The organism is Vibrio sp. 10N.261.54.A5, from assembly GCF_041471145.1.
Classification (GTDB): domain Bacteria; phylum Pseudomonadota; class Gammaproteobacteria; order Enterobacterales; family Vibrionaceae; genus Vibrio; species Vibrio crassostreae_C.
Genome location: NZ_JBFRNU010000053.1, coordinates 1 through 16,932, shown reverse-complemented (window position 1 = coordinate 16,932; position 16,932 = coordinate 1). Strand labels below are relative to the sequence as shown.

The 16,932-nt window shown below is 43.7% G+C and carries 13 protein-coding genes and 1 pseudogene; 8 read left to right on the top strand and 6 right to left on the bottom strand.

What is annotated here, in order from left to right; translation table 11 throughout:
• The first annotated feature begins 284 nt into the window (after positions 1-284).
• Complete coding sequence (locus tag AB4329_RS16100) at positions 285-1,682, top strand: FUSC family protein (RefSeq protein WP_017060532.1); 1,398 nt, start codon at positions 285-287, stop codon at positions 1,680-1,682.
• A gap of 40 nt (positions 1,683-1,722) precedes the next feature.
• The gene (locus AB4329_RS16095) at positions 1,723-2,262 is read left to right on the top strand and encodes an isochorismatase family cysteine hydrolase (RefSeq protein WP_017060533.1); all 540 of its coding nucleotides are present in this window, start codon (positions 1,723-1,725) and stop codon (positions 2,260-2,262) included.
• A 125-nt stretch (positions 2,263-2,387) separates the two neighbouring features.
• Here AB4329_RS16095 and gltX read toward each other — a convergent pair whose 3' ends face one another.
• Positions 2,388-3,815: a glutamate--tRNA ligase gene (gltX, locus tag AB4329_RS16090; protein ID WP_017060534.1), complete on the bottom strand. Its 1,428-nt coding sequence runs from the start codon at positions 3,813-3,815 to the stop codon at positions 2,388-2,390.
• A 300-nt stretch (positions 3,816-4,115) separates the two neighbouring features.
• Here gltX and AB4329_RS16085 point away from each other — a divergent pair, with 300 nt between their 5' ends.
• Entirely contained in the window at positions 4,116-6,929 is a 2,814-nt protein-coding gene (locus tag AB4329_RS16085; protein WP_372138741.1) for a copper-translocating P-type ATPase, read from the top strand.
• Entirely contained in the window at positions 6,919-7,359 is a 441-nt protein-coding gene (locus AB4329_RS16080; RefSeq protein WP_017066855.1) for a DUF411 domain-containing protein, read from the top strand. The genes AB4329_RS16085 and AB4329_RS16080 overlap by 11 nt, the downstream gene beginning before the upstream one ends.
• A 246-nt stretch (positions 7,360-7,605) precedes the next feature.
• On the opposite strand, the gene AB4329_RS16075 is transcribed toward AB4329_RS16080, so the two are convergent.
• Together AB4329_RS16075 and AB4329_RS16070 are read right to left on the bottom strand one after the other, a co-directional pair.
• Complete coding sequence (locus AB4329_RS16075) at positions 7,606-8,298, bottom strand: oligogalacturonate-specific porin KdgM family protein (RefSeq protein WP_017064150.1); 693 nt, start codon at positions 8,296-8,298, stop codon at positions 7,606-7,608.
• 533 nt (positions 8,299-8,831) lie between these two features.
• Positions 8,832-11,483: a beta-N-acetylhexosaminidase gene (locus tag AB4329_RS16070; protein ID WP_017069022.1), complete on the bottom strand. Its 2,652-nt coding sequence runs from the start codon at positions 11,481-11,483 to the stop codon at positions 8,832-8,834.
• Positions 11,484-11,887: 404 nt separating this feature from the next.
• Between AB4329_RS16070 and AB4329_RS16065 the strand changes: the two genes are divergently transcribed.
• Positions 11,888-12,766: a TraB/GumN family protein gene (locus AB4329_RS16065; RefSeq protein ID WP_029235194.1), complete on the top strand. Its 879-nt coding sequence runs from the start codon at positions 11,888-11,890 to the stop codon at positions 12,764-12,766.
• A 131-nt stretch (positions 12,767-12,897) separates the two neighbouring features.
• A complete protein-coding gene (locus AB4329_RS16060) occupies positions 12,898-13,320 on the top strand; it encodes a hypothetical protein (RefSeq protein ID WP_102321503.1) in 423 nt (140 codons plus the stop codon).
• Positions 13,321-13,404: 84 nt separating this feature from the next.
• On the opposite strand, the gene AB4329_RS16055 is transcribed toward AB4329_RS16060, so the two are convergent.
• The 3 genes and pseudogenes from AB4329_RS16055 to AB4329_RS16045 all read right to left on the bottom strand — a co-directional run bounded on the left by AB4329_RS16055 (position 13,405) and on the right by AB4329_RS16045 (position 15,167).
• Positions 13,405-14,241 (bottom strand): CsgG/HfaB family protein, encoded by an 837-nt coding sequence (locus AB4329_RS16055; protein ID WP_372138740.1) that lies wholly within the window; start codon positions 14,239-14,241, stop codon positions 13,405-13,407.
• A 16-nt stretch (positions 14,242-14,257) separates the two neighbouring features.
• Complete coding sequence (locus AB4329_RS16050) at positions 14,258-14,668, bottom strand: curli assembly protein CsgF (protein WP_372102442.1); 411 nt, start codon at positions 14,666-14,668, stop codon at positions 14,258-14,260.
• Positions 14,669-14,678: 10 nt separating this feature from the next.
• Positions 14,679-15,167 (bottom strand): annotated as a pseudogene (locus AB4329_RS16045) (curli production assembly/transport protein CsgE).
• 282 nt (positions 15,168-15,449) lie between these two features.
• Between AB4329_RS16045 and AB4329_RS16040 the strand changes: the two are divergent.
• Both AB4329_RS16040 and AB4329_RS16035 read left to right on the top strand, forming a co-directional pair.
• Positions 15,450-16,091, top strand: coding sequence for a curlin subunit CsgB (locus AB4329_RS16040; RefSeq protein WP_372138743.1), 642 nt, complete (start codon positions 15,450-15,452; stop codon positions 16,089-16,091).
• Between the two features lie 83 nt (positions 16,092-16,174).
• A partial coding sequence (locus AB4329_RS16035; protein ID WP_372138738.1) for a curlin occupies positions 16,175-16,932 on the top strand: 758 nt, incomplete at its 3' end.

Sequence of the window (16,932 nt, the reverse complement as noted above, 5' to 3'; positions counted from 1 at the left end):
GGAAAGCCGCGATGAACCTAAAATAATCGGAACAACTAGCCAGCTTAGAAGAACGATAAACCTGATGTTCTATCGCTATTAACTATTAGAAGATCTATCGATCATTATCAGCATCGAACAATATCGTATAAGTAGAGTGACTGATCGCCCCCATCCCCCTGAATGTTAAACGATGCAATAGAGTTGCTATATTTGATGGATCAAGGCCTTCAAACTAGAGTTTAGGCTGACCAAAAGATCAGGCAATATCCTCGTATTCGATCCCTCTGCCGCTAAACCCCACTATGCTACTCATTATAAAGTCACTGAGCACTCCAGCCAAGAATGCCATAAAGGTTGCCCTAGCATTTTGTTTAGCTATCTACCTTGCGTTGTATTTTAACCTTGAGAAGCCTTACTGGGCGGCTATCGTGGTCAATATATTGGCCATCACTGATACTATTACTGCTGGCAAGAAAAAAGGCATTCTCAGATTGTTGGGGACGCTTTGTGGCGCGTTTGTCGGGCTTTGGTTAATCGCTGTTTTTGGGCAAGATCGATATTATTTTTTAGCAAACATCGCACTGTTACTCGCAATTTGTATATACATGGGTTCCGATCCGGTCATCGGCTATGCTTACATTACGGCATTTATTGTCTGCATCCTGCTGGCGATATCTGGCAGCTTTGATGGTGTAGCTACATTTAATATTGCGGTACTAAGGCTGCAAGAAACCCTGCTTGGCTTCGTGGTCTATACGACCATCTATAGCGTGGTTTGGCCTGAGGATGATGACACACGCTTTAACAACGAAGTCAGTGTTGTTTTAGAGGCGATGTCTCCCCTCATTCATTCACTCGCTTACAATGACTCAGCGCAGCGTTTCCAGTTACACACGAGCTGCGAGTTAAATATTGAAAGCCCGACCTTCAAAGCGCTGAACGATCTGATGCGCCTGCCCGATTTGCATGGCCGTATGCCTGCCAGAAAGCAGTGGAAGCATCAACAGCAAACTCAAGCAATCTGGGTTGCCAAACAGTTACTGCAAAACGCCCATGATCAAGGGGTTGATCACAATGATTTTTCGATACTTAACCAGGCTATGGCTTTTATTGAAGCATCATCGGTTAATGTCGATTACAAGCCCCCTTTTCCAGAGACAGTCAAACAATTCTACCAGGGTAACTTTAAGAAAAAGCGCTTATTTGCCCGATTACTTGACAACAGCCAGCAACGATTAAGCAATACGTTAGTCGGCACAATGAGCTTCATCTCAGCAATTCTAGTCTGGATATATCTACCAATATCATCGGGAAGTCTGTTCATCATTAACAGTGCCATTTGCGCCTTGATATTAAGCAACATGCCTAGGCAAATGATAAAGCACTGGACCATTGGCTACTTAGCCTTTGGGTCACTGTTCCTCATTCAGTATGTTCTGCTGTTACCTTCGATGACCGAAGTATGGCAATTAATGGCATTTTACTTTGTTAATGTCTTTACGGTGTATCGCCTGTTCGCTGGTAATCAGTGGATGGTCTATCGAGTTCTCGGGGGCAACCTATTAGTAATGATTACCATGAGCGCAACGCAACTTGTGCCTGTTTATGACGTCACTACCCCTTTGAACCTACTCATTTATATGATGGTTGCACTGGCTTTCATCCGCTTTTACACCCGCTTAATACACCGTAAAAGTTAACCACTATAACCTCACACAAAGACCACTAAGGCATAAAGTAATGAAAATGAGTAAATGCTCTGCGCTTGTCGTTATCGACCTGCAACAAGGTATCGTTGATCAATTACCGGAAACCGTGTCCCGACCGATCATAGAGAATAGCCTTGCTCTCTGCGATGCATTTGATGATGCTGATTTACCCGTAATTATTGTTAATGTAGCCGGTCGTCCACAAGGCCGAACGGAACTGCAAAATAAAGCGGCTCAGCCTGACGCATCAAAGATCGTATGGGGAGAGGTCATCGAAAGCCTGCGCCTAAACCCTAATTATCGCTATCTAACCAAATATTCCTGGGGTGCATTTACCAACACAGATTTGCAGAAGCAGCTTTGTGAGCAAGGTATTACGGATATTTATCTGACCGGGGTAGCAACAAGTATTGGGGTCGAATCAACGGCTAGACAAGCATTTGAACTGGGTTATAACGTGGTGATTGTCGAAGATGCGATTGCAGATATGAACCCGATGAACCACCAGCACAGCTGCCAAAATATATTCCCAAAACTCAGTGTTTTAGCAAAAGCTCAAGACTTGCTATAACTGTCTCGTCCTAAAATACGTTGACCGTATTTTCATTAAACAATAAAAAGCCGACAGCGAATTAAGCTGTCGGCTGATGATCGTTCTATCTCAAGTACATTCTATCTCAAACAAGAGAAATAGGATTAAGCGTTAGCTTCACGCTCAGCGATGAACTCAAGAGCCATCTTGATACGAGCGATTACGCGCTCTTTACCAACAAGCTCCATCACAGCATCAACAGAAGGAGACTGACCACCGCCTGTTACTGCTACACGAAGTGGCATACCGATTTTACCCATGCCGATCTCTAGCTCTTCACATACAGCTGCAATTACACCATCTTTGATGTTTGCAGTAGTGAAATCTTCAAGTGCTTCAACCTTAGCAAGAGCAAGCTCTAGTGGGCCTTTAGCAACACCACGTAGGTGCTTCTTCGCTGCACCAGCTTCAAACTCAGAGAAATCTTCGTAGAAGTAACGAGATTGCTCAGCAAGTTCGATAAGCGTGTTACAACGCTCGCCAACTAGCTTGATCACTTCAGTGATAGCTGGGCCATTTGTTGTATCGATCTTCTGTGCGTCTAGGTGCCATTGCAGGTATTTAGCAACGTACTCAGGCTCAGAAGTCTTGATGTAGTGGTTGTTCAACCAAAGTAGCTTATCAGTGTTGAATGCAGAAGCAGACTTGCTGATAGCCTTCAGGCTGAAGAATTCAATCATCTCTTCTTGAGAGAAGATCTCTTGGTCACCGTGAGACCAGCCTAAACGAACTAGGTAGTTGTTTAGTGCATTTGGTAGGTAACCTTCGTCGCGGTATTGCATTACAGAAACAGCACCGTGACGCTTAGAAAGTTTCGCACCGTCATCACCAAGAATCATTGCACAGTGAGCGAAAGTTGGAACTGGCGCGCCTAGTGCTTCATAGATGTTGATTTGACGAGGTGTGTTGTTGATGTGGTCTTCACCACGAACAACGTGTGTAATACCCATATCCCAGTCATCCACTACAACTACGAAGTTGTATGTTGGTGCACCGTCTGTACGACGAATGATTAGGTCATCAAGTTGGCTGTTCGCGATTTCAATGCGACCACGGATTTGGTCATCAAATACTACGCTGCCTTCTTTAGGGTTACGGAAACGGATAACGCATGCATCACCTTCTTTTGCTGCTTCGTTTGCTGCAACAATTTTAGGGTGGTTAGCATCGTAACGAGCCATCTCTTTGTTTTCTTCTTGCTCTGCACGAATTTCATCAAGCAGTTCTTTAGACGCGTAGCATTTGTATGCTTTGTCTTCAGCAAGTAGCTTATCAACCATTTCGTTGTAACGGTCAAAACGCTTAGATTGGTAGTAAGGACCTTCATCCCATTCCATACCCATCCATTGCATGCCTTCTAGAATTGCATCAACCGCTTCTTGAGAGTTACGCTCAAGGTCCGTGTCTTCGATACGTAGAACGAATTCACCACCTTGGTTCTTAGCGAATAGCCAAGAGTAAAGTGCAGTACGTGCACCACCAACGTGAAGATAGCCAGTTGGGCTAGGAGCAAAACGAGTTTTAACCGTCATTTAAATACCTTGATTATGTAGGTGATTCTTTTAGTGCTCGCCATTACAAGGCCTGCAATAGTCAAACATCACTAAATTTTGGGCGCTATTTTATCACCACCGCTTAAATCTACAATCAGTAGTGAATGATTAATGCGCTGTTGTTGTACGAAAGCCGTTATTGAAAGGCCAATTACGCCCTTAAAGTCGTAAATAGATAGTCTTAGCAAGTAGATTATAGCCGCACATTCTTAATTTCCCTCTTCCATTCCAAACTGAAACCACCAGCTAGCACTCCACCAAGATCAAATTCTTGAATTTATGTTTGACCTTACCCTTACGGGAAGGTTTATGTTAGGCGTAGATGAGAATTGGAGTATCGATATGAACTACTACACAACGGCGCTCAACGGCCTAAATTGCATGGGTTGCGCGAAGAAAGTTCGCACACTGTTTAGCGATCTCGACAGCACGATGATTAATGACATATCGCCGACCTACATCGATATTTCGACTCCATTTAGTTACATTCAGCTCAACGAACAGTTAGCAACGCTTGGCTATTCTATGGGTAATCAGCTGCACCTTTCGCTATCCGGTCTGAGTTGCGGCAAGTGTGTGAGCAAACTGACTAAAGCGCTTGAACAAACTGAGCAAGCCTTAAACCTAGAAGTCAGCAAACAGGAATTATCACTGGTTACTCTGCTTTCTGAGTCTGAGGTGATTAAGCTGGTCGAAAGCCTGGGTTACCACGCGGCTTCCTACTCAGAAGTTAATGAGCCTTTATCTAATTCAGATTCAGAATACGATAAAAAAACAGCGCCAGTGGAGCCGACACAAGATAAACCTGCTGCTAGCCAATATACCTATCACCTTGTTCTTGAGGGAATGACGTGTGCGAGTTGTGTTTCTTCGGTAGAGAAAGCACTGAAAAAGAATGAGTTTGTCGACCAAGCTCAGATCAATCTCGCAGAACAGACAGCCTTAGTTTTCACCTCTAAAACACGAGACGTCATCGAAAGCGCGCTAATAGAATCCGTAAAAACCGCAGGTTATGGTGCAGAGTTCGTTGATGACGCGGCGACTCAACAACAAAAACAGCAAGAACAACAACTTCGTACCCAAAAAGCTTTCCTAAAAAATTCGGTAAGCGCGCTGCTTATCGGTGCTCCGCTGATGGCGTGGGGTCTGTTTGGTGGCAGCATGACTATTGCTACATTTAACGACCAATTGGCTTGGGGCTTAATCGGTGTCGTCTGTTTGGTACTGCTAGCCACTTCAGGTCGTAGCTTCTTCACCAATGCTTGGCAATCACTGATGCACAAGCGCGCGACCATGGATACGTTAGTTGCTTTGGGTACAGGCGCAGCATGGTTCTACTCCATGCTAGTTGTGTTGATTCCGTCATGGTTCCCTGAGGCCTCTCGCCATGTCTACTTTGAGGCGAGTGCGATGATCGTTGGTCTAATTTCTTTGGGCCACTACATTGAAGCCAAAGCCAAAGCTCGCACCACAAAATCACTACAAGCTTTGATTAACCTACAACCTCAAAAAGCGGTGGTGATTGTCGATGGCAAAGAACAAACTATTGCTGTAGAAGCTATCCAAGTAGGCATGCAAGTACGCGTCAAACCGGGTGAGAAAGTGCCAGTTGATGGTGTTGTGGTATCGGGTGAGTCTTACATCGATGAATCCATGTTGACCGGTGAACCACTTCCCAACGTTAAATCGATGAGTGATGGCGTTTCAGCGGGCACTATCAATGGTGATGGCAGCTTAGTTATTGAAGCGACAGGAATTGGCTCAAGCACTATGTTGGCACGCATCATTCAAATGGTTCGCCAAGCGCAAAGCAGTAAACCAGCAATCGCCAAGCTTGCCGACTCTATCTCAGCCGTTTTTGTTCCGGTTGTGGTCGCGATCGCAGCAACTGCTGCCTTAGTTTGGTTTTTGGTCGGCCCGCAACCCAGTGCAAGCTACATGCTTGTGGTATCGACTACCGTGCTGATCATCGCTTGTCCATGTGCCTTAGGCCTTGCGACACCACTTTCAATTACTGTCGGCGTTGGCAAAGCCGCTGAGTTTGGCGTTCTAATCAAAGACGCCGATGTGTTGCAATCTGCAAGCAAAATTGATGCTGTCGTGTTTGATAAAACAGGCACCCTAACCCAAGGTAAGCCAACCGTTCAGCAAGCCTTTTATGGCGATTTATCAGAACAAGAATTACTGGCTTGTGCTTATTCAGTAGAAGTAGGATCTGAGCACCCACTTGCCAAAGCCGTTTGCCAATATGCAGAGAGCTTGGAAGTTTCAGTACTCCCACACAGCGAATTTGAAAACCAACGAGGGCTTGGGGTTCAAGCAACAATTAACGGCAAGAAAGTGCAAGTTGGCTCGCTTAAGTACCTCACCCAATTAGGTATCAATACAGAGGTTGGCGCGGATTTCATCGAGCTTTGCCGCTCGCAAGCGTGGACGCCTATTTTCATTGCGATTGACCAAAAACTGGAAGGCATATTGGGCATTTCAGACGTGTTAAAAATAGATAGCAAACAGGCGATAGCTCAACTAAAATCCGCCGGAATTCACACTGTGCTATTAACGGGCGACAACGACTCTGTAGCTCAAGCGATAGGTAAAAACGTCGGTATCGACGAAGTGATTTCAGAAGTGCTTCCAGAGCAGAAAGCTCAACACATTGTTCAGCTGCAACAGCAATATAAGAGTGTTGCCATGGTCGGAGACGGTATTAACGACGCGCCTGCACTTGCTCAAGCAGATATAGGCATAGCAATGGGTAGCGGCAGCGATGTGGCGATTGAAAGTGCGCAAATGACACTACTCAACTCGTCGCCACTGTCTGTCAGTAACGCGATTGAGCTTTCCCAAGCGACCGTGAGAAACATGAAGCAAAACCTGTTTGGTGCCTTTATCTATAATTCACTTGGTATTCCAATTGCGGCTGGTGTGCTCTACCCATTCTTTGGATTTTTACTTAGCCCTGTCGTTGCAGGCGCTGCGATGGCGATGTCATCAATCACCGTAGTCAGCAATGCCAACAGATTAAGACTGTTCAAACCCACTCATTCTAATATCAACAAAAACCATATTCATGAGGTTAACCATGATTCGTAAAATTATGACTCTTACTGCACTCGCTGCAATCTCAGGACAAGCTTTAGCTACTGATGTTCTAAACCACAAATCTCCATACTGCGGCTGCTGCACAGAATGGACAGAACATATGCGAGATGCTGGGTTCGATGTTACTGAGAAGCTCCACGATGATATGAACCCAATCAAGCAGAAGCTAGGGGTAACACAGGAGTTAGCCTCTTGCCACACTGCAGAGATCGACGGTTACGTATTTGAAGGACACATTCCAGCAGATGACATTAAAGCCTTTCTAGAAAACCCACCACGTAATGCGATTGGTTTAGCGGTTCCGGGTATGCCAATGGGTTCGCCAGGCATGGAGTATGGCGATAAGAAGAACGAGTATTCTGTGTATGCGTTTAATGAAAAAGGTCAGGTGTTTGAATACCGTCACTACAACGGAAAATAGAACCTAAACAGACCAACACACAGCAATAAAAAGAAGTCATAAAAATAGAGCCTAGCATTCAGTAAACCCAAGACTGTGGTTTACTTGCTAGGCTCTTTGCTTTTGGACAGTAAAGCAAATCTTGTCGCGGCACCAACCGGGCTGTTAGTACCGCTATGTTCCCCTCGCTAATTAGCTAGCAAGCTATTTAGCGAAGAAGCTCACTCGGCTAATAATCTAATAGACTAAGCAACCAAGCGAATCAGCTTAGAAGCCGTAAGAAGCACCGAATACGAATGCGTTGTTCTGCTTAGAATCGCCGTTCGCGAAGTCTACGCCGTTAGCTTGGCTACGGAATTCAAAGTAAGGTTGAACACCTTGACGAGTCCATGTTGCACGTAACTCGTGGTCCATCGCTTCAGCATCAATCATGTATACGTTGTTGTAGCTAAGCGCTAGGTCAGCATTCACTGTGTAAGCAATGCGGTTATCCATGCGGTAGTCTGTGTCAGCGTTAGCAGAAGTATCATCAATGTGTGCACGAGTACGGTTGCTAATAGAGATACCGTTGTCGAAGTTGTAACCGATCTTAACTAATGGACGGAACTGAATGCTTTCACCCGCAGAGAATAGATGTTGGTAACCCGCAGCAACCCATAGGTTGTCAGTGATATTGAAAGATTGCTCACCACCTACAGTGATACCAGGAGTAGTATTACCTGCGCCGCCATTTTCAGATTCAAGTTTGCCCAGTTGGATACCATCAAACTCAGAATAAACCGTGAAGCCGCCTAGAGAGTTGTCAAACGTGTGACCAGCTTCTAGCGTAGAAGTCATGTCAGAACCGTGGATACGGCCATCGTCATGAATTTGGATGTTACCCGTTACGTAAGAAGAACCAGCAAAAGCACTAGAAGCGAAAGCAAGAGAAAGAGCACTTAGAGCGATAATTTTTTTCATAGTAAACTGCCTTAGTTTAATTTTTTCAGCGGCACATCTTCGGTACATCATTCACCTTCACCGCTTGAGTAGTTGGTAGCCTCCCTGGCATGAAATCTATGTTGCTCGAATTAATTCGCGTTTAAAAATAAAAGGGACAGCAGAGTGATCCCTCTCACTATCAAAAAAAGACAAGTTATTTAAAACTTTAAAATCAACAACTTAAAAACATAAAAATTGATAAAAAACTTAAGATGGAAAAATATACAGATCGGGATCACGTTATTTCACGAAGAAAAATTAGATCTAGATAGTTGAATCACATCTGATTTAGAGTTTTTTACAGGGGGCTTATTTTTTGAAGAGAATAATGAGAAGCGCGTCACTTTTGGGATTAAAGTCACCTTGTGTGCATTGTTGATGATATGACCAAAGGCGATTTCTATATGTTTCAGTTTTGGATATGCACCTAATTCGCAGTAAACAAAAAGAGCTCCCGTTTTATCTTGAATAAGATAAAGGTCAGGAGCTCTTCTACTAATAGTGCTTATCGATTATTTAACTGAGGTCACTCGACTTACTTTCTCACCACTTTCTGAAATAGAGCGGATGTAAGTCTCACCAGAAACTGATGGACGTTGTTGCTCATCGTATGTTAGCCAGTTTTCGCCATCAGCAGAGTATTGCAGCTCTACACCTGGGAATTGAACGTTCATCGCTAGCTTACCGTCAACAACCTTCGCACCTGGAACTGGTAGTCGGTAATCAATACCCGCTTTTTCTAGCTTAGCTAGCTCACGTTGACCAAGAATATTCGCGAAGCGATTAAAGTCGCTGTTCAACGCTTGCTTATTCACTAAGTTAGTTTCTTGAGAGTATTCAACACCCACTTTGTAGTCGTTTTCCCAATCAGCACGGTGCCATGCACGCTCAGCGGCTGCTAGTACGCGAGGGAATACCATGTACTCGTATTGCTCGTCGTTACGTACTGTCTCAGACCAAAGCTGTGCTGATAGACCGTAGAAAGGTTTCGCTTCGATTTCACCTTTACCAGTAAAACCATTGCCATCACGGTCTAATGATGTTTCTGCGTTTTGTGGCATGTTTTCTGGTGCGAAGCCAAACATCTTACGAGTATCGGTTGCACGTGTTGCCCAGTAGTAACCACGCTCAGCTGCATCAACTTCGTATGGCATATCCATGTATACGTAGTCTGGGTTAGAGACAATCACGTCATACCCTTTTGCTGACCAATCGTATACTGATGAAGTTCCGCCCCAGTAAAGAACGTCCCAGAAGTTCACGCGTGTACTTTCGGTCGCAAATGCTTCCTCGCCTTCGCTGTATTTCAGACCATCTTGCCATGCTTGGAAGTGGGGAATACCCTTCTCAGCAACAATCTTAGAAACCTGTTCTGCGAAGTGGCTTGGTAGATGACCGAAATCGCTTACAGTACCATCAGCGATCAATGACTGACATTGTGGTGATTGTTGGAACGGCTTATCTTGCTTAGACAAATCGATGTTGCCTTTCCAAGCCACTTTATCTTCTGCATTAATATCTTGTAAGCCTGCGCCTAACTTGATGTTTTTCGCTTCATCGCCGCCGAAGTGCCAAGTCGTTAGCGGTACGCCCGCTTCTTGGTGCATTGCCGCCACTTCAGAGATTACTTTATCGACGAAGTGAGTTGATGACTCCATACATGGGTTAATGAAGCTTTGCTTATCGTAGAACTGAACCGTGGTTACATTCGATGTATCTTGCGGATCCATCAAGCGGTATTCGTTCGCTTCTGCTTCTTTGCCTTCCGCCATGAGACGAGTGTAACGCGCTTCCATTGATACCACAGCTGAACGAGCGTGTGCTGGCATATCAATTTCAGGGATAACTTCGATGCTGCGCGCTTTAGCGTAGCTTAGGATCTCGACGTAATCCGCTTTACTAAAGAAACCAGAGCCAAAGTTGTCTGTTGTTGGACCAGAACCTAGCTGAGGCAGTAAGCAGCTTTGTTCATCCAAATCAAAACAACGATTAGACCCTACATCCGTTAGCTCTGGTAAACCTGGAATTTCTAAACGCCAACCTTCATCATCCGTTAGGTGAAGGTGCAGTTTATTCATCTTGTATGCCGCCATTTGATCTAGCGTTGCTAGGATGGCATCTTTTGAGTGGAAGTTTCGAGCAACGTCCACCATCACACCACGATAATCAAAGCGCGGCGCATCTTTAATTGACAGTTGTGGTAATGATTCAGCGTTCTGACTATCTATTAGGCCAAAAATAGACTGAACTGCGTAGAAAGCACCCGTTTTATCAAACGCTTTAATTGCAATCCCCTCTTCCGAGATGCTTAGTTCATAAGCGCCAGATTTCGCTAAATCACCCGTAAACTGAGTAGGAACAACAGCGACACTCACAGGTAGGTCGCCACTCACATCTACGTTTACCACATCTGCACGTTCTTCAATTGCTGCGAATTGCTCAGCGTCGAATGCGTCTTTAGGTAGGGCAATACCACCAGCAATGCTAACTGAACCTTCACCGGCTTCTACCGACATTGGGGTTGGTAAAAGCGTTGTTGATACGTCTTGCGTTGCTAGATCAGCATTCTTTTCAAAACGCGTCACCGCTGTCGCCATTACGTTATTATCATCAGGCGTACGCTTAAGGTTATTACCCTCTAGACCAGTTACGAACGATGCAACATCTTCTGTATTCAATGATGCAATCATCTTAGGTTCTGCGTTTGGCGCCGTCACGAATGCACCTGGCATAAAGTCAGTTTCAAACAGTTGCCAGTATTCACTCGTTAACGGAAGAACCACTTCTTCACCAGCCGCAAAGCCGTCAAATTTTTCAGTAGGTTCTAGCTTGTGAAGGTCACCAGTAACGCGAGTGATCTTAAATTGCTCATTATCAACATCTAAAATAAGACGAATACTGTGGAAGTAGATGCTCCAATCTTTAGAGTCAATCGCTTCACCGTCATTGGTTAGCGTCATGTTCACTTTATTACATGACGCCCATTCAGCACCTAGGTCCTGACAAGCCAAGCCTTCATTCGCACCATGATTAGTTAGAATTTCGTACTGAACATCAAGATTATCAGCCAGTGCATTCACTACTTTTTGTTCTGGTGCTTGCGTTACTGCACAACCTGTTAGGCCAGCCAATACCGCTACAGATAGTAAGTTTCTCTTCAACATCGTATTCACCCATAAATTAAAAATTGAGTAAGAAGCAAAATGGAGCGCTTCGAAAGTTAGATAAACTATATGGGCTTATTTTTTACCGTGAATTAAATCGAGCTAATAAAGTGATCGGCTTCAAATCTCAAAAATATTGATAAATTTAATTTAAATAAAATCATCAAGTTACAAGCAACGGCACTTCCGTCATTTTAATTTTGACGTAAAATTTGAGAAATGAATCACAATCTTTTTTACCGATTTCATAAAATCGTGTCATTGGTAGTCAGAAAGGATTTAGAGTTTCAGCGTATTGTTATACTTTTCGTACAAACAACGTGACATTGTTCTCAAAAAAAACCGTTAAAAAACACCGTCAAAATCGATTTTAACGAGTTTAATACTTCCTTAAGGAGCTCCCTTTGCGTCCACTCTGGTACATGGTTTTATTCGTTCTCGCTTTTTCAGCTAGGCAAGCGGTCGCCGAGCCCCTTTATTGGCAAGCACAAAAGGATGATCTGACACTCACTATCTTAGGTTCAGTGCACGTTGGAGACGAGAGTATGTACCCCCTTCCTTCGGCGATCACCGACGCTCTAAAAAACAGTGATGGCTTAATTATCGAAACGGATATCAGAAAGTCTGATGGCGTTGTATATCCCCGCAACAAACTCACGACTGCCGATGTACTCAATACAGAACAGCTGCAATTATTAACCGACATATCAAAATCATTGGGCATGCCGACGCAACAACTGCTTCGCTCACCGCCTTGGGCAACTTCTCTCTCCATACAAATGCAGCAGTTAAAAAACCTTGGTTATGGCTCCGCCAGCGGCGTTGATGCGACGCTAGCGAACAAAGCGACTACCCAAGATGTTCCGGTTATCAGTTTGGAGCCTCTGCAATTCCAAATAGACCTGATGACAAAACAAAAGGACGACGGTAAAGAGTGGTTAGTCAGTAGCCTTGAAGAATTTGACCAAACTGATCGCGTGGTTCATTGCCTGATTGAAAGCTGGAAAGCGGGTGATTTAGCGAAGCTGGAAGCCTTCTCAGAACTGTCAGAGATGTCGCCTGAACTTGAGAAAGCATTCTTAACCGATCGCAACATAGACTGGGCAAACAAACTATCCTCCAATGATTGGAAGCTTAAGACTAAAGGGAACTACATGATAGTAGTTGGTACCTTGCACCTAATTGGAGAAGGTAACCTTATACAGTTATTAGAAAAGAAAGGCTTCAGTGTCATTCAGCAATCACAAAGCCAATCAGCCCAATGTCAATTTGAGACTAGCTAAAAAAGCTAACGATGCTCAACCTCATTTTGTTTTCGTTATAAAAGCATTTCCTTAATAACAGAATCTTTACATTTAATAGCACCATTGCAGTGCTATTATCTTTCGCTCTTTTTACCTATGGCGCTGTTCTAATGAAACCAGTACTTTTTGCTTTCCCTTTAGCCCTCACGATGCTGATGCCCTCAATAGCCTCAGCCAAAGAAACATGCACCATCGAACAGTTTCAGGCGATAGACATACAACCGGATACCAAAGGCGGTGTATTAGATAAAGAAAGCGGACAGTTTTTGATTACAGAGAAACCACCGATGCGCTGCGCCAATATTACGTTCACAACATCTACAACACGAAACCGTATCGCAAGCCAAATGAACAACAATTTTGAAGCAAACTTTTACGACAACCAAACGGGAAGCTCTCACTCGGTGACGTTTGATGAAGATGAAATAAAGGCAGGTTACATTCGAATAGGCCCGAATAAGCCAGCGGAAGCGTATGTTTGTTTTGTTACCTCGGAAACACCGATAAAAGATATTACGTGCGATGTGAATTGATCATTGAGTTGCTTGAAGAAAAAAACAGGGCTAAGGGAAAGGTCCGTTTTCCGCATAGCCCTATTTTGCTGCTTACTCGGTTGCTTACAATATGTCGGCGCTCTCTTCGGAATAACGAGCAATAATTGGATTTTGTAGTGCATTAGGATCGCCCGGCGACCACATTCCACGCTTCATGCCTTTTACAATAAGATGTATTACCGCAGCATCAATCGCTGACATCACAGCGATATTAACGGGTTCATTTTGGCTGTAGCCCATTTCAACTTCTAATAGTTCTTTGTAGTCAACAAACCTGAATGCGCCGAATCCTATCTCATGTGATGAAATGGTTTTTGTCGTAGTCACACTCAACAGAACTTGCCCTGTTCTTACATCAACGGTTCTTAAGTTAACTGTCACTTGATCGGTTCTATACTGCCCTGAGCCACCAATGCCAAGATACTTCGCACCAGCCCCACCTGTAACAATATTAGAGTCATAAGCAACAATACCGCCTTCAATAACGATATTCGCAGAGCTCAACGATGTTAAGTCGGCTCCGTGATTGTTCACTACCTTGTCTTTTTTCTGAGCAGCACGAATGATCTTACGTTCCGTCAACAAGTTCTGGAGCCCTTCACGCTCTAGAGGAACAAACCACTGGGAATCTATCAATGCCGTGGTCAGTAAAGACGTTCCACCCTGTGGTACCGCTGTCGAAAAGTTACTGTTTGGCTGAGGTTTATACTGTCCCGTTTGATCTCTAAAATCATAAACCGAAACAAGTATTTTACCGCGAGGCTGAGGTAATGAGATCAGGTCCGTATAAGTCGATCCTCTCGGCATCAACTTTGGCGTTTCAGAAGTCTCTGGAATTTGCATAGAGTAAGTGCACCCTCCCAACACAAAGGTCAAGAAGACGATAATGATCGATTTCATAACACAATCCTTGTGATTAGAGGTCTGGGTTTAGTCCCGAAACACTGATTTCTGTTGATTCCCCTGTCGCTTTATCGACGATTTGAACGAGTAAGGTCCCGGAGTCGTCAACAATATTGAGGAAAAAGTCATCTGTTTCTAACTGCCCTGTATTTCCATTACCCACGTCAGCAAGCAATTGGCTAATTAAACGGGACTCTAAACTCGAAGCTAGGCGATCTAACGCAGACTCTTGTTCATCAAAAATATCCCTAGCATTAGGGTCTTCAAAATCATTGATAGCATTAGCGTGATTAAAAAGGTGAGAACTGTTTAAAGCGTTTCCGCCAAAACTTGGATTTACGGGCGTATAAACTAATTCGCTTGAGTAAACCGAAGGCGAAACTATCAGCGCAATGAGCGCGGCCTTTCTGAAAAATATCGACATCCTTGGCTCCTTAAAATTCATCATGGTCTAGATCGTAAGTGTCCTGAAAGAGTCTCTCTGCTTGCCATCTGATAATGTAATTCCCTACAACTCGAGTGGCATCGGCAGCTCGTTCTTTCGCTTGTCTACGACCAGGGGACAACGCCGTACGGAAGATCGGTTTTCTAGAGTGTTGAACCTCTATGATGCTTCCAGATAAAGCCGTTGGCCTCTCTTTTACCGTCAAATTTTCCTTAAGGTTGGGATAACTCTCGTTGAGCGATTGCGAGAAGAAGAAGTAGAAGTCATCGCCTAAGCGCGTAATTGTTCTATCCACTATGATCCCGTCAACTTCGCTAAAGTCGTTAAACTTTTACTTCAGGTTATTTGTCGAATCCTCAAGTTTTGTTCCATTTTCTAAGGGAGCACCGTTTTCAAGACCATGACTCGTATCCCCTGCACTAACAGCGCAAGAAAATAGAGTAATTGTAAGCAGCTTGATTTTCATGTGGGCTCCCATTCAAAGTCCATTTACAAAATGAGAATGTGGTTCGTTGAATCTATACAAAGCCTAATCCATGCTCACAGTGGCATATATAAACTTTAGGTTTAATCTCCGGGAGAAATTAATGAACTAAGGAGGGGCTGTACAAGTTAATTACTAATTAAATTTCTCATATGCAATTAAATATTTTCACCTTTAAGTTTATAGATGATATTCACCTAGAAACCTAAGATGTTCTCATGCTAGTGAGTTACACGGCGTTCAACACGGAATATATATTTAGTTGAATAAACACGCATCAGACACTTTAGGATAAAGATAAGTCGGACAGCAGCACTTACCAGCTTAACTTGCTTATATTTATCAATAGGTAGTTTTAATGTTGCTATAGCCTCTGGTATTGAGGGGGATTTTTTACATAATGTCGAACAGGACATTATTAATGACTATAGCGACTTATATAACATTTCATCTGGGGACTTAGATAACTACTCAGAGATAGATATAACAAACAGTTCTGATTCAAACTCAACGATTATTCAATATAGTCCTGGAATTAAAGCGAATAATAGAGCGAATAATAGAGCGAAGATTAAACAAAGTGGTCACTCTAATTCAGCAAATATTACACAAGTGGGACGAAATAATGTTGCGTATATCAATCAAGATGGATCGAACAATACCGCTGCAATTGGGCAACTTGGCGGAAATAGCGAAGCGCTGATTTCCCAAGACGGAAACCACAATTTAGCGGTAATAGGACAAGCGAACTTCTCAGGGCAAGGGAGTCAATTAAGTATTGACCAAAAAGGCAACCATAATACGGCATTTATGGCTGGGTCTGGAGGAGACAACTTAGGAATTTCTCAAGATGGGCACGACTTCGCGATAGTCAATGCGTCGAGCTCGATGAGAATCTACATCAATCAAGCAAATTAGCGCGCAGTATGGATAGCTTGATTCAAGGTCACTTCATTTGAAGTGATACATAGTCGACATGGAAATGTATAAGGATACAACTTATGAAACTTACACAAATTGGAATTATAGTCGGTGCCATCATTGGTTTTAATGCAGCTCAAGCAGATCCACTTCCTGCACCCTATCCTGCACCAGAGCCAGCAATAGGTGTGAAAGAGGGCACAACTGATCTTGGTATTAAAGGGAAAGTAGCAGCAATAGAGCCGTTAGCTATGGACAATACTGCAGTGTGGCAAATGGGTAGCGGTGACATGGCTAATGTAACTATTAACCAAAACACATCAGGTGTAACAGATGGTCACGTAGCACTCGTTGATACCCACGCGAGTTATAAATCGGACGTAGTTGTTGAACAAAGTGGTAATCTCAATGAAGCTCACGTGAAATTACGTTACAAAAGAAACAACGCACTCATAGATCAAGATGGTTTACGTAACCAAGCCAGAGTTAAAGTACAAGGTGCCGGTCGAAATAATGACCTACGAGTTACTCAGATGGGTGATGACAACATTTCGGTAGTGAAAGCGAAAGGTGGTGCTGACCGAAACGAAGCTGACGTGTACATCAACGGTAACTCTAATACCACTTACACTGAGTTTAGTAACGGCAGTGTTGATAGAAACGATGTTGCTATCGACATCTGGGGTGACGGAAACTACGTAGAAACTATCGTCAATACAGATGTTGGTGGTGGTGATAGAAATGATGTTGATATCGATCTAATGAACAGTAACGATAACCGAGTATTCACTCTTCAAACAGGTTCTCATTCAAACGCAACAGCAGGGCGCGAGCACAC

Bases quoted from the DNA above. Each gene is read 5' to 3' on its own strand.
- AB4329_RS16100 (WP_017060532.1), top strand. From the start codon at position 285: ATGCTACTCATTATAAAGTCACTGAGCACTCCAGCCAAGAATGCCATA.
- AB4329_RS16095 (WP_017060533.1), top strand. From the start codon at position 1,723: ATGAAAATGAGTAAATGCTCTGCGCTTGTCGTTATCGACCTGCAACAA.
- gltX (WP_017060534.1), bottom strand. From the start codon at position 3,815: ATGACGGTTAAAACTCGTTTTGCTCCTAGCCCAACTGGCTATCTTCAC.
- AB4329_RS16085 (WP_372138741.1), top strand. From the start codon at position 4,116: ATGTTTGACCTTACCCTTACGGGAAGGTTTATGTTAGGCGTAGATGAG.
- AB4329_RS16080 (WP_017066855.1), top strand. From the start codon at position 6,919: ATGATTCGTAAAATTATGACTCTTACTGCACTCGCTGCAATCTCAGGA.
- AB4329_RS16075 (WP_017064150.1), bottom strand. From the start codon at position 8,298: ATGAAAAAAATTATCGCTCTAAGTGCTCTTTCTCTTGCTTTCGCTTCT.
- AB4329_RS16070 (WP_017069022.1), bottom strand. From the start codon at position 11,483: ATGTTGAAGAGAAACTTACTATCTGTAGCGGTATTGGCTGGCCTAACA.
- AB4329_RS16060 (WP_102321503.1), top strand. From the start codon at position 12,898: ATGAAACCAGTACTTTTTGCTTTCCCTTTAGCCCTCACGATGCTGATG.
- AB4329_RS16055 (WP_372138740.1), bottom strand. From the start codon at position 14,241: ATGAAATCGATCATTATCGTCTTCTTGACCTTTGTGTTGGGAGGGTGC.
- AB4329_RS16050 (WP_372102442.1), bottom strand. From the start codon at position 14,668: ATGTCGATATTTTTCAGAAAGGCCGCGCTCATTGCGCTGATAGTTTCG.